Source organism: Thermus sp. 2.9 (assembly GCF_000794385.1).
In the GTDB taxonomy this organism is placed as follows: domain Bacteria; phylum Deinococcota; class Deinococci; order Deinococcales; family Thermaceae; genus Thermus; species Thermus thalpophilus.
The window spans coordinates 1-11373 of the sequence record NZ_JTJB01000038.1 but is presented as its reverse complement, the minus strand read 5'-3'; the positions used below and the strand labels follow the sequence as shown (position 1 = coordinate 11373).

Here is an 11373-nt window from a genome sequence, read left to right as displayed (position 1 = left end):
CCAGGGGCGGCTCTTTGAGCCGCCCCGCCTGGGCCTGTTTGGCCAAAAAGGTTTCCGGATCCACGCAATAGGCCAGCACCTTCTGCCTGGCCTCCTCCCCTCCCCTGGGGAAGAAGAGCCACCCGCCTTCAGAGGCCGGGGGCACCCTGACGAAAACGTCAAAGTGCAGGTGGCAGTAGCCCCCTGTGGCCATCCTGCCGATGGTGCCGATCTGCTGGCCCGCCGTCACCACGTCCCCGGGGCGCACCAGGATGTCCCGCAGATGGCCGTAGCGGGTCCACACCCCGGCGCTGGGATGCCAAAGGACCACCATGCCGCCCCACACGGGGAAGCGGCCGGCGATCACAACCCGCCCGTCCGTCATGGCGTGCACGGGCTGGCCGCAGTCCGTATCCCCGCCGCCGGGCCCGTTCAGGTCCACCCCCGTGTGCCAGTAGCCCGGGGGGACCAGCCAACTCCCATCCGGCCTCTTCACGCCCAGGTAGTAGTTGGGGTCCAAGTAACGCACATCTGGCCTGGCCTTCCTGGGGTTGATGGGCCAGTAGTAAAGGCCAGAGCGGGGGACGTTCTCAGGCATGAACCTCCTCCCCAGGAGCAGGAGCAGGAATAGCCCCCCTAGCCCGTACATCCATAACCGCACGCACACCTCCGTACGCCGCTATAGCCAGCACCCCACCGCCCAGGAGGATCCGCAGCCACGGGGGAAGGTTCTCCACGCTCCCCATGCCCGGCAGGCGGTTCTTTCCGATCCCGTGCCGGGCCAGGGCCTCCCCCACTTTTAAGACGTCCAGCACCTGGGCCGGGGGCATGAGGCCGAAGAGGGCCCCCTGCCAAGCCCGCAGAAACGCGGCCTTTTCCTCCTCCGACTGGACCCGCACCCCGAGCATGAGCAAAAACGCCGCCCCGCCCGCGATCTCCTCCCCGGTGAAGGGGATCACGGGAGGCTCCGCCGGCGGAAGCTCAGAGAAGTCTTCCGGGGCCTCCTCGCCTAGGGGCTCCCAGCTACCAGATGACGGGGCCGCTTCCGCTTCCTCCACCGGGGGCGGTGGGGGTGGGGTTTGCGCCTGGGGTTCCTCCACTACCGTTTGCACTCGCACCTCCCTTTCCGGCCAGGGCCACGCCCAGGAGGACCAGGGCCCCGGCCCCCAGGGCCGCGAGAAAGCCGAAGGGGCTCTTCTTAGGGGCACCCCTGGGGGGCTCCTCGGGCTCGGGTTCGGGCCTGGCGGGCTCCTCCTGCGAGGCCTCTTTAGGCCCGGCCACCCGGGGCTGGGACTCCACGGCGGCCTCCAGAATGGGGTCTAAAGGCCCCTGGAGGGGGACGGCCTTCACCTCTCTGGCCTCCCCCTCCTCCTCCAGGACGGCCTTCTCGCCTATGACCTCCTCCGGGAGCTTGAGCCGGAGCATGGTCTACCTCCGAGAGCGCTTCTTCCTCTTGGTCTTACTGGTCTTCCGCTTAGGCATACGCCCTCCTTCTCCTTCCACCAACAAGGGCCAGGGCCACCACACCCAGGGCGGCCAGCCCGAGGGCCCCCACGCCCACCCCTGCGCCCGCCACGGCGGCCGCCCGGGCCGGGGCCGGCACCAGCTCCACCGCCTCCTTCAGCTCGGCCACGATCCGCCAAACCAGATAGAGGACGGCGATCACCGCGGCGGCGCTGAGGGCCAGGGCGGGCAGGAGGGCCGGGTAGATGTCCCCCCCGCCCAGGTAGCCCATGGGCTGGGGGCACTTGGTGGACCCGCATCCCGCCCCCCCGTAGGCGGGAGGCACGGCCCAGGGGTCAGCGGTGCCAAGAGAGGAAGATGAGGAAGGGGCCGCCTCCACCTTCAGCTGAATGACCAAATCGCTTCCCCGCTTCCCCCAGTCCAACACCCGGACCCCAGGGCCGTACTTGGCCCGCAGGGCCCGCTCCAAATCGGCCCGCGTGACCCGGGAAACGTCCCCCCCTTTGTGGGCCGCCACGATCTCGTAGGTCTTTCCCGGCTGCAACGGGGCGTTGGGGTCCACGGGCACCCGCTGATAGGCCATGCCCTCAGCCTGCCGTCCAGAGGCGGGCAAAAAAAGCCCGGCCCGCCAGGGCGAAGCGGCGGGCCGGAACGCCAGGGCGAACCGCCCGGGCGAAGTGAACCTTACCGCTTCACGAGCCTCCTCACCAGCTCCACCAGGGCCGCGAGGCGGCCCGCCACCCCCTCCCCCACCCCGGGCAGGGCCATGAGGTTCTGGATGTCCCAGCCGTGGATGTTGCGGATGTCCCCCTCCAGGGCCTCGGAGATGGACCGGGCGGCCACTGGGCTTCCCAGGAGGGCGTAGAGGAGGTTTTCCAGCGGCTGAGACTCAATCGGCACCGGGTTCCGCTTGCGGGTGGCGAGGGCCAGGATACGCCTACCGGGGCGCCCTTTTTTGAGTTCCATCCCCCGCATCATAGCACGCCTCTAGGTGTCAAGGGGCGGGCTCCGGTGGGCACGAGTCCAGGGCGATTCTCACGTCCGCCATGCCCGGGCGGGGCAGGGTGAAGCGGCACTCCGTGCCGGTGCAGGTGTCCGCCGTGCGGGCGCGGTATTCGCCGCCTGGCCAGGTCACCCTGACCTCTTCCGCCGTCCCCTCGTAGTGGAAGGCCACCTCGGCCCCGGAGCGGAAGAGGGCCGTCAGGCGGCCCTGACAGCCCCCGGACTCCTCCTGGGGAGGCACCTGGAGGTCCACCACAGGGGAAGGGCCCGCCTCTTCCGCCTCAACCGCCTGGGATACCCTGGGAGTCCAGACGGACCAGAAATAGGCCACGATGCCCAGGAGGAGGGCCAGTCCAAAGGCTCTCTGGCTGGGGGTCTGCATTCTCTCCTCCTCCTCCATCCTACCCCGTCCTTCCAGGTTCACAGAAGGCCACTAGGTACTTCCTGGGGCCAACCCTTGGCCTCGGTACCCTGCCCACCATCTCCATGGGCCCCTCCCGTATCTCCAGCCCCATGTGCCGGGCCAGGGCCTGGATCTCCCGAGGGTCCTCCTTCCCTCCCGGCCGGCGGATGGCGAGGACCAGCCGGCCATCGGGCCGGAGCTTCAAGAAAACCTGCACCCCATCGCTCGGGGAGGTGCGAAGGGCAAAGGCCACCCGCCGGCCAGGCTGCTCCAAGGCCTCCTGAAGCCGGTGCTGGAGGATATCCGCCACCGCCTCTAGCCGCACCCGATCAACCTGCATAGGGCACCCCCGCTCTGAAGGCCTGGAAGGGGGCCACCAGGTCCCAGTACCCCTCCCGCCGCAGGAGGGCCTGGGCGTAGGCCCCAGGGCTCCGGGCGAAGCCATCGGCCCGGGCTTCGGCCGCGAGGCCCACCACCCGGGCCAGGACCCTCATGGCTCCTTCCCCTCCCCCAAAAAGGGCCTGCTTGAGGGCGGCCCAGACCACCCGGAGCCAGAAGCGCACGCTCTTCTGGTCTCCCAGGGCGGCGGCGATGGCGGACGCCGCCTGCTGGGCCCAGTTCCGGCGGCCGTTCCGGCCCCCGGGGACGCTGGAAAGCCGGAGAAGTTCCCGGAAGTTCCGGCGAGTGTCGGGATCTAATGGTAACGGGGTTTTTTTGCTTTCCCAGGTGGCTAACGGCTTCCCTACCACGATCCTTAGGGTTAGGGGTTTACCTAGTAGAAGACCCTCTTTATATCCCGACATTGAGTCGGGGGCACTCAACACCCGGGCCGTCCGGCCCTCCCGCCGGTCCTCCTCCAGGTCCCGCCAGGTGAGGCGGAGGTAGGGGGCCAGGACCCGGATGGCCCGGTAGACGGGGCGCACCCTGACCCGCCACACGGTGCCCCCCTTCACCGCCCCCTCCCGCTCCAGGGCCCGTCCTGAGGTCATCCAGGTCTCCCAGGCGATCCAGTGGCGGGCGTAGCGGCGGTACTTCTCATAGCGGGGGTCGTGGAGCCACCGCTCCACCGTGCGCTCGGAGACCTCCAGGGCCTGGGCCACCTCCCACTGGGGGAGGAAGACGTGGGCCTCCCGGGAGGGGTCCAGGCGGGCCCCCTCCCAGATGGCGTAGGCCACCAGGAGGCGCACCAGGGGGAAGAGGGGGCCCAGCACCTCCTTGTAGCCGTGGGCCTCTATGGTGCGCTCTGCCTTGGCCAGGAGGTCCTGCCACTCAAAGCGGCGCACCTCCCGCCAGTCGGTATTGGCCAGGGTGGGGCGCTGAGGGGGGGCAGCCTCGAGGCCAGCCCGGTCCGGGGTCCCCGAGGAAGGGGGCTCCTCCTCGGGGGCCTCCTTGGGCGTTTTAGCAGGGGTCTCGTTCCAAGAAGCGCCCGCCTCCCGCTTCCGCTTCGCCTCCCAGAGGCGCAGGAGCCCCTGGGCCATGCCGGGGTTCTTTTGGGCGAGGTCTTCTATCTGCCGGCGGATGTCCTCCGGCATGTCCGGGGGGAGGTTCAAGTTCATGACGACCTCCCGTTCAAAAGCTCCTCCACAGCGTTGTAAGGGCTAAAATCCGACTTATCCGTGGGAAGCCCAAGGAGGTTCTCCAGGGCCTCCCGCTCCGTGCGGCCCGTGGCCGCCCAAAGGGTCTGGTAATAGCGGTGGCGGCCAGAGGCTTCCCACCGCAAAGAACCCTCCAGCCGCTCCACCCGCAGGTCGTCAAAGTGGCTCCTGGCGATCCGCCGCAGGTCCTCAAGCTTCAGCCGCTTCATAGTCCCAGCTCCCCCATCAGGCACTCCAGAGCCTCCTCCCGGGTAGCCCCGATGGCCTGGGCCACCTCCCGCCCCTCGTAGCGGGCCCGGGCCCACCACCAGCGCTCCCCGTCCCGAGGGCCCCAGATGTCCTCCACGTGCACGTCGTACCCCAGGGCCTCGAGGCGGGCCAAGGCCGCTTCGCCCGGGCGATCCGCCGGGGCGGGGCGCACCCGCACGTGCTCCACCCCGGCCAGGGCCTCGTACAGTTCCAGCTCGTTCACCAGGCGCAGGGCGTCCATGTAGGCCCGCCCTTGGAGGGTGCTCTTCTCAAACGCCGCCGCCCACCTGGCCCTTTCCCAGGCCTCCCGGGCCCGCGTGGCCTCGGGCTCCACGCCCATGCGCCAAAGGGCCAACCGCAGGCCCCGCTCCAACCGCCGGATCTGCTCGCTCAGCGTCATTCCGCCCTCCTCAAGGTCATGGGGACCACGTCCGTGGCCAGCCGCTCGGTCCACTCGTCCAGCCACTCGGGCTTGAAGTAGAAGGTCTTGCCGAAGCGCAGGTGCTTCAGGTACGTGGGCCGTCCCGGCTTAGCCCGAACGGCTTCGTAGATGTAGGCCACCGGGATGCCCAGGTATTCCGCTGCCTCGTCTGCCGTCATGAGTCGCGGCATGTTCACCTCCCCGGAACGGGGGCCTGGATTAGGGCCCAGAGGATGATGAGCCCCGCCAGGAGCCCCCCCAGAACGTCCAAGCCCCAGTCCCAAAGCCACTTCGGAATCTCCTTCACCGCCCACCCCCCACGGCCAGCACCACCAGCACCGCCGCCATGAGCCCCGCCAGGAAGGCCATGGCAGCGGCCAGGGCGGGCCCGGGCTGGCCGTACCGGGCCCGCACGTAGACGCCCAGCAGGGCGTAGAGGGCGAGGGCGAGGAGGAAGTAGGGGGCCGCCAGCTCAATCACGGCTACCCCCCTTTACCAATCCATTGGTATCTGCGTTCAAAAAAAGGTCCAGGTCTTGCTCCGTAATCCTGTAACCCTTGCCTAGTTTGCGGGCTCGCAACCTGCCGTTCTTTATCCATCTCAGCACGGTGATGCGGCTGACCTTAAACATGCGGGCTACCTCGTCTACCCTGTAGACCTGCATACCCACACCTTACCAGCACATTAATGATTAGTCAAGCATTGGTAACGATGCGCCTAGTAAAGTGAGGGCATGCTTCTCCAATACATTGGAGACGTGGCCGTGAGGGTTAAGTCTAGGCCGCCATGGGCTGAAGCTTTGCGCAGAAGGCGCGAAGAACTAGGCTTGACCCAAGAGCGTCTAGCAGAACTGACTGCTTTGGATGGACCGGAGCCTCTAGTCTCCCAAACCATGATTTCCGCCTTAGAAACAGGCTCCAGTTTGCCCACCAAGCTTCAAGCGGAACGCCTATTTGCTTTGCTTCGCGCCCTCCGGTGGACCCCGGAGGAGTTCGCCGAAGCCACGGGCCTGGACGTGCCCCTGGTCTACCGCCCCTCGGGGGAGCCTCGGGAGGATGTGGTCTGGGTGCCCGTGGTGGGCTCCGGCGTGGCGGGGCGGCCTTGGCCCGAGTCCGGGAGCATGCCCGTCCCCCGCCCCCTGGTACGCCCGGGCTCCGTGCTCATCCAGGTGGAAGGGGACTCCATGGACACCGGGGAGGAAGACGGCCTCCGGGACGGGGACTTGGTGCTGGTGGACCAGAACCTCAAGGACCTCCGGGAAGGCCGGGTCTACGCCGTGGAGATCATCGGGGACGGCATCACCATCAAGCGGGCCCGGCGGGTGGGCAACCGCTGGATCCTCGTTTCCGATAACCCCAAAGGCCCCATCCTGGAACCCGAAGAGGTCAAGGTGCTCGGGGAGGTCTACCGGAAGATCAGCATCCGGGAAGTCAAATGAGGCCCGATCCCCTGCTCAAACTGCTTGAGGACCCCGCCTATTTGGTCCAGGCGGATAGGGGGGAGCTTCTTGAAGTGGTGGTCCACGCCCTCTTCGCCCGCCTGCCCGGGTGGAAGGCCTCCCGCCCAAGCCAGACCAACGCCCCGGACAACGGCCTTGACGTGGAAGCCATAAGCCCCCAGGGCAAGCGCTACCTCATCCAGTGCAAAAACCTTTCCACGCCCGCAGATGCCAACCTGGTGAGGCTGACCCACGCGGCCAAAGACCTCCATAGGGCCCACAAGGGCATCCTCATCTGCCCCTCGGGGTTCACCAAGCCAGCCTTGGAAAACGCCGAAGCCCTGGGGGTGATGACCTGGGGACCCGAGGAGTTGAGGCTTCTCTACCATGCGGCTTCCTCCGAGGCCGCCATGCGCAAGCTCGGTCTTTGGGAAGCGCCAAAGTCTCCGGGATTTTGGGATGGCCTCGCGATCCACTTCAAAAACTGGCTTGCCCAAACCCGGAAGGAAACACTTTACGTGGGCATCGCCATCCTGATAGTCCTCGGTTTCCTCTTCCTTTTGACGCAGGGGTCTTCGCCCCAAAAGGCCAAACGCCCGGTCTCCTCACCCGAGGCCGTGGCGAAAGGCTACGACTCAGCCTATCGCTACGCCTTGAACACCAACGACTGGGCCCCCCTCTACGAGTGGGCCTTCGCAGACTTCCTGGAACGGAAAGTTCTCCCCTTCATCCGGGAACGCCAGAGCCGGGGGTGCGTGCTTCGGACCGAAGAGCTTGAGCCCATGCGGATCACCGCCGTGGAAGCCCTGCCCGACATGGCCGAAGTCTACGTCAGCAAGAAGTGGCGGCAAACCCTGGTTTGCCAAGACAGGCCCCCCAAGGAAGTGCTCAACAAAGCCTTCAGCACTTATTACCTCATCAAGCCAGATGCAGATGGCCGGCTGAAGGTCTGGCTTTCTGACTGGAACTGAAAGGAGGCCCCTATGCCCGAACCCCAAGAGACCCAACAGCCCCAAGGCCTGACCCAGCCTTCCCTCAATCGCTACACCCTTTCAGACCCCAACAAGGCCACGCCCTTGTACGTGACCGGCGTGACGGTCAGCCGCAGGAAGGACATTCGCGTGGTCTTTTTGGCTTTCTTCTCCGGCATGCCCTTGCCCACGGGGCCTGACCAGTACGCCCTTCACGAGTCCCTAGTGGGGGCTTTCGCCTTGGACCCTACGCAGGCCAGGTTTCTCTACGAGAACCTGAAGGCCTTCCTTGAGGAGATAGAGGAGGGGGCATGAGCTACATCCACCAAAGCCAAAGCATCTGGAACGGCAAGCCCATGGTGAGCACCACACCTGTCAACGGGGCTCACGAAGAAGTAACATCAAACTTGGCCGTGAACCGCGCCCTGGGCGAAGCCATCTCGTTGCTAGAGGCCTACAGGGCCCGCAACCTCATCACCAGGTACAACAGGCCCGAGAAGGAGGGGCCTATCTACGTCTTTACCGCCTACGTCCCAAGCCCAGAGGCCGTGGAGGAAAGGTACAACGACCTTGCGGTTGAGTTTGTCAGGCTGTCCCGCAAGCACAAGGTCACTGTGCTGCTTGACGTGGAAGAGGATGCCTGACCCCAGCGCCCACAAGAAACAGGCCCAGCACAACAAGGACGTAGCCATTAACTTGGAAGCCAACGATCCCGGTGCCTTGGACTGGGCTATTACCATCAGGTTCTACGCGGCCCTCCATCTGGTGCGGGCCTACCTCGCCCAGCTCGGGCTCCAGCCGAAGGACCACGGGGAAACCTTTGACTACCTGACCCAGTCAAGTTTGCCCGAAGACCTGGTGGCCGCTTACAGGAGGTTCTATCGCCTAAGCCGGAAGGCTCGCTACAACTGCTGGAGCCCATCCCAGAGTGACGTCAACACCGCCCGCCAGCTCCTTTCCCAGGTGGAAAGGGTCATCACGCCGCTCCTGCGATGAAGCGCAAGCGAGGCAGGGGAGAAGGCTCCATCTTCCAGCGCAAGGATGGCCGCTGGGCGGGCTTCGTGACCCTCGGGTACACCCCGGACGGCCGCCAGCGCAAGAAGTGGGTCTATGGCCGCACCCGGCGGGAAGTGGCGGAAAAGCTGGCCCGCCTCCTCCCCAAGGCCGGGGTGGGCTGGGTGCCCGACCCCGCCGGCCTCCGCCTCGGGGACTACCTGGCCTCCTGGATTGAGCACCGGGCCGCCACCCGGGACCTGCGCCCCACCACCCTTCGCAACTACCACGTGTACCTGCGGCACGTGGAGCCTATAGCCCACCTGCCCCTTTCCCGCTTGAACCCCCTCACCTTCCGCGCCTTCTTCGCCGAACTCGCCGGCTTCTCCCCTTCCCACCGCCGCCACATCTACCAGTTTCTTCGGGCCGCCCTCCGGGACGCCGTGCGGGCCGATCTCCTGGACCAAAACCCCATGGACGCCGTGGACCCCCCACGGGGCGGGGCGGTCCGGCCGGCCAAGGCCTGGAAGCCCGAGGAGGTGGCCCGGTTCCTGGAAGCCTCCAAGGGGCACCGCCTCTACCCCCTCTTCGCCCTGATGCTCGCCACCGGCCTCCGGCCCGGGGAGGCCCTGGCCCTCCGGTGGGAGGACTGGGAGGGGGACGTGCTCCACGTCCGGCACACCCTGCGCCGGGACGGCACCCTGGGCCCGGCCAAGACGCCGGGAAGCGTGGCCCCCATCTACCTGGACCCGGACACCCAAGCCCTCCTCGCCTGGTGGCGGGAGCGCCTGGAGGAAGAACGCGCCTCCACCCCGGACTGGCAGGACCACGGGCTCATGTTCCCTTCCACCCGGGGAACCCCCATGGAATACAACAACTTCAAGCGGGCCTTCTACGCCCTGCAGGAAAAGGCCGGGGTCTCCCGCATCACCCCCCACGGCCTCCGGCACACCTACACCTCCCTCGCCCTCCGGGCAGGCCTCCCTCCCAAGGTGGTGGCGGCCAGGTTGCGCCACGCAGACCCCACCTTCACCGTCAAGGTCTACCAGCAGCTCATGGAGGAGGACCACCGCGCCGGGGCCCTCCCCCTTGACACCTTGCTACACCTAAACAACCGGAACCAACGGGGACCAACGGGGACCAACCAGGCTCAAAAACCCCGTCCCCGCCACAAACCCGGTTCCTAACCCCTCCTCCCTTGCGGGCTGATAAGCGTGAGGTCGGTGGTTCAAGTCCACCATCGCCCACCACAAGACCCCGGGCCTCGAGGCCCGGGATTCGGTTTTTTCACCCACACTATCCAGGCATCAGAGGGCTTCTTAAGGCGTGGTTCCCGCACACGGATCCGCGCTGCTCGTATCTAGGGAAGGCTCACAAAAGGACTTGCAAGGCAAATCCAAAGGGCTGAGACCTAACTCAGGGGGTCGGGGCCAACCCCTTAACGTCTTTTCTCCACCTCAGCGTAAACGTCGCGAAAGACGCCCGGGATGGGGGCGTGGGGCTTGTGCACCCGCACCCTAACCCCCTCCAGGCGGGGAAAGGCCGCCAAAAGGGCCTCCGCCAGGTGGTCCGCCAGGGCCTCAATGAGGTAGAAGCGCCTGTGGCGCACCGCCTCCTCCACCAGGGCGTAGACGGCGGCGTAGTCCACGGTTTCCTCCAAGCGGTCCCCCTTACCCTCAAAGGGCACGGAAAGCCACAGGTCCACCACGAACCGGGCCCCAAGCCGCCCCTCCTCGGGCATGACCCCGTGGCGGCCGTAGAACTCCAGACCCAAAAGGGCGATGGTCCCCATGGCCTTACCCCCAAAGGGCCCGCCACACCGCCAAGGCCTCCCGGTGGGCGGCCACGTCGTGCACCCGGAGGATCCTCGCCCCCTTCAGGACGGCGTAGAGGTGGGCGGCCACGGAGCCTACTAAGCGCCTTTCCGGCACCTCCACCCCCGTGAGCTCCCCGATGGTGCGCTTGCGGGATAACCCCACCAAGACCGGGTGGCCCAGGGCCACGATCTCCTCCAGGCGCTTTAGGAGGGCGAGGTTGTGCTCCAATAGCTTCCCGAAGCCGAAGCCCGGGTCCAGGACCACCTGGGGAACCCCGGCCTTGAGCGCCCTTTCCGCCTGGGCCTTGAGGAAGTCCCTCACCTCCCACACCACGTCCCCATAGCGGGCGTGGGCCATCATGGTCTTGGGATCGGGCACGGGCATGTGCATGATGACGGCGGGTACCCCGAACCGGGCGGCCAGGGCCACCATGCGCTCGTCGCGCAGGCCTGTGACGTCGTTTAGGAGGTGGGCGCCGAGCCTCAAGGCCTCCTCCGCCACCTCGGGCTTGCGGGTGTCCACGCTCACCGGCACCCCCAGGGAAAGCACCGCCTCCAAAACGGGCAAAAGCCTCCGCTTCTCCTCCTCCACGGGCACGGGGTCGGCCCCAGGCCGGGTGGACTCGGCCCCCAGGTCCAGGAGGTCCGCCCCTTCCGCCACCATCTCCCGGGCCCGGGCCAGGGCCTTTTCCGGGTCCAGGTAGCGGCCCCCGTCGGAGAAGGAGTCGGGGGTCAGGTTGAGGATGCCCATGAGGAGGGGGCGTTCCAGGGAAAGGCTGCGGTCCCGAAGCCAAAGCACGCCTGGATTATAGTGAAGCGGAGGTGAAAGTATGCGCCTTCTGGCGGCGGTAGACCTGGGAGAAGGCCTCGAGGCCCTGGTGGCCACGGCCCGCCACCTGGAAAGGGGGCTTGGGGTGGAGGCCGAACTTTTGCACGTGGTGCCCACCCCTTACTTTGACGCCCTGGCCCAACGCTTCCCCGAGCTTAAAGAAACCCAAGTTGCTACCTATCCCCTGGATCTGAAAAAATAGTGGCCGCTATG

22 protein-coding genes are annotated in these 11373 nt (G+C 66.8%); 7 read left to right on the top strand and 15 right to left on the bottom strand.

All coding sequences use genetic code 11. From position 1 onward, the window contains the following. From QT17_RS10345 to QT17_RS10290, 13 genes are all read right to left on the bottom strand, one after another. A partial coding sequence (locus QT17_RS10345; RefSeq protein WP_039459770.1) for a M23 family metallopeptidase occupies window positions 1–577 on the bottom strand: 577 nt, incomplete at its 3' end. Then, window positions 570–938, bottom strand: coding sequence for a hypothetical protein (locus QT17_RS10340; RefSeq protein ID WP_200883397.1), 369 nt, complete (start codon window positions 936–938; stop codon window positions 570–572). The genes QT17_RS10340 and QT17_RS10345, both read right to left, overlap by 8 nt. A gap of 64 nt (window positions 939–1002) precedes the next feature. After that, complete coding sequence (locus QT17_RS10335) at window positions 1003–1404, bottom strand: hypothetical protein (protein WP_039459768.1); 402 nt, start codon at window positions 1402–1404, stop codon at window positions 1003–1005. A 49-nt stretch (window positions 1405–1453) separates the two neighbouring features. Continuing rightward, window positions 1454–2026, bottom strand: a complete 573-nt coding sequence (locus QT17_RS10330; RefSeq protein WP_039459766.1) for a hypothetical protein — start codon at window positions 2024–2026, stop codon at window positions 1454–1456. A 101-nt stretch (window positions 2027–2127) separates the two neighbouring features. Beyond that, on the bottom strand, window positions 2128–2409 hold the full coding sequence (locus QT17_RS10325; protein WP_039459782.1) for a hypothetical protein: 282 nt from the start codon (window positions 2407–2409) through the stop codon (window positions 2128–2130). Window positions 2410–2437: 28 nt separating this feature from the next. Next, window positions 2438–2827 carry a hypothetical protein gene (locus QT17_RS10320; protein WP_039459781.1) on the bottom strand — a complete coding sequence of 130 codons (390 nt, stop codon included), beginning with the start codon at window positions 2825–2827 and terminating at the stop codon, window positions 2438–2440. Between the two features lie 19 nt (window positions 2828–2846). Next, window positions 2847–3188, bottom strand: a complete 342-nt coding sequence (locus QT17_RS10315) for a hypothetical protein (RefSeq protein WP_039459765.1) — start codon at window positions 3186–3188, stop codon at window positions 2847–2849. Continuing rightward, entirely contained in the window at window positions 3178–4404 is a 1227-nt protein-coding gene (locus tag QT17_RS10310; RefSeq protein ID WP_039459763.1) for a hypothetical protein, read from the bottom strand. Before QT17_RS10310 ends, QT17_RS10315 begins: the two co-directional genes overlap by 11 nt. After that, the gene (locus QT17_RS10305; RefSeq protein ID WP_008630975.1) at window positions 4401–4652 is read right to left on the bottom strand and encodes a hypothetical protein; all 252 of its coding nucleotides are present in this window, start codon (window positions 4650–4652) and stop codon (window positions 4401–4403) included. The genes QT17_RS10310 and QT17_RS10305 overlap by 4 nt, the downstream gene beginning before the upstream one ends. Continuing rightward, window positions 4649–5092: a hypothetical protein gene (locus QT17_RS14090; protein ID WP_008630977.1), complete on the bottom strand. Its 444-nt coding sequence runs from the start codon at window positions 5090–5092 to the stop codon at window positions 4649–4651. The genes QT17_RS10305 and QT17_RS14090 overlap by 4 nt, the downstream gene beginning before the upstream one ends. Continuing rightward, entirely contained in the window at window positions 5089–5304 is a 216-nt protein-coding gene (locus QT17_RS10295) for a helix-turn-helix domain-containing protein (protein WP_039459761.1), read from the bottom strand. The genes QT17_RS14090 and QT17_RS10295 overlap by 4 nt, the downstream gene beginning before the upstream one ends. Before the next feature lie 112 nt (window positions 5305–5416). Then, window positions 5417–5593: a hypothetical protein gene (locus QT17_RS14085; protein WP_172596931.1), complete on the bottom strand. Its 177-nt coding sequence runs from the start codon at window positions 5591–5593 to the stop codon at window positions 5417–5419. Then, window positions 5586–5777: a helix-turn-helix domain-containing protein gene (locus QT17_RS10290; protein ID WP_039459759.1), complete on the bottom strand. Its 192-nt coding sequence runs from the start codon at window positions 5775–5777 to the stop codon at window positions 5586–5588. Before QT17_RS10290 ends, QT17_RS14085 begins: the two co-directional genes overlap by 8 nt. A 69-nt stretch (window positions 5778–5846) precedes the next feature. On the opposite strand from QT17_RS10290, the gene QT17_RS10285 reads away from it, so the two are divergent. The 6 genes from QT17_RS10285 to QT17_RS10260 are packed head-to-tail and all read left to right on the top strand — an operon-like array spanning window position 5847 to window position 9702. Beyond that, window positions 5847–6551: a S24 family peptidase gene (locus QT17_RS10285; protein ID WP_052155203.1), complete on the top strand. Its 705-nt coding sequence runs from the start codon at window positions 5847–5849 to the stop codon at window positions 6549–6551. Next, the gene (locus tag QT17_RS10280) at window positions 6548–7522 is read left to right on the top strand and encodes a restriction endonuclease (RefSeq protein ID WP_081995811.1); all 975 of its coding nucleotides are present in this window, start codon (window positions 6548–6550) and stop codon (window positions 7520–7522) included. Before QT17_RS10285 ends, QT17_RS10280 begins: the two co-directional genes overlap by 4 nt. A 12-nt stretch (window positions 7523–7534) precedes the next feature. Beyond that, window positions 7535–7837 (top strand): hypothetical protein, encoded by a 303-nt coding sequence (locus QT17_RS10275; RefSeq protein WP_039459757.1) that lies wholly within the window; start codon window positions 7535–7537, stop codon window positions 7835–7837. Further along, window positions 7834–8166: a hypothetical protein gene (locus QT17_RS10270; protein ID WP_200883395.1), complete on the top strand. Its 333-nt coding sequence runs from the start codon at window positions 7834–7836 to the stop codon at window positions 8164–8166. Before QT17_RS10275 ends, QT17_RS10270 begins: the two co-directional genes overlap by 4 nt. Further along, the gene (locus tag QT17_RS10265; protein ID WP_039459755.1) at window positions 8159–8518 is read left to right on the top strand and encodes a HEPN domain-containing protein; all 360 of its coding nucleotides are present in this window, start codon (window positions 8159–8161) and stop codon (window positions 8516–8518) included. The genes QT17_RS10270 and QT17_RS10265 overlap by 8 nt, the downstream gene beginning before the upstream one ends. Beyond that, window positions 8515–9702 (top strand): tyrosine-type recombinase/integrase, encoded by a 1188-nt coding sequence (locus QT17_RS10260; RefSeq protein ID WP_235283913.1) that lies wholly within the window; start codon window positions 8515–8517, stop codon window positions 9700–9702. The genes QT17_RS10265 and QT17_RS10260 overlap by 4 nt, the downstream gene beginning before the upstream one ends. A gap of 251 nt (window positions 9703–9953) precedes the next feature. Here QT17_RS10260 and folB read toward each other — a convergent pair whose 3' ends face one another. Continuing rightward, a complete protein-coding gene (gene folB / locus QT17_RS10255) occupies window positions 9954–10307 on the bottom strand; it encodes a dihydroneopterin aldolase (protein WP_039459753.1) in 354 nt (117 codons plus the stop codon). A 4-nt stretch (window positions 10308–10311) separates the two neighbouring features. Beyond that, window positions 10312–11130: a dihydropteroate synthase gene (gene folP, locus QT17_RS10250; protein WP_039459751.1), complete on the bottom strand. Its 819-nt coding sequence runs from the start codon at window positions 11128–11130 to the stop codon at window positions 10312–10314. A 31-nt stretch (window positions 11131–11161) separates the two neighbouring features. Here folP and QT17_RS10245 point away from each other — a divergent pair, with 31 nt between their 5' ends. Continuing rightward, the gene (locus tag QT17_RS10245) at window positions 11162–11362 is read left to right on the top strand and encodes a hypothetical protein (RefSeq protein WP_039459749.1); all 201 of its coding nucleotides are present in this window, start codon (window positions 11162–11164) and stop codon (window positions 11360–11362) included. Window positions 11363–11373: the final 11 nt, after the last annotated feature.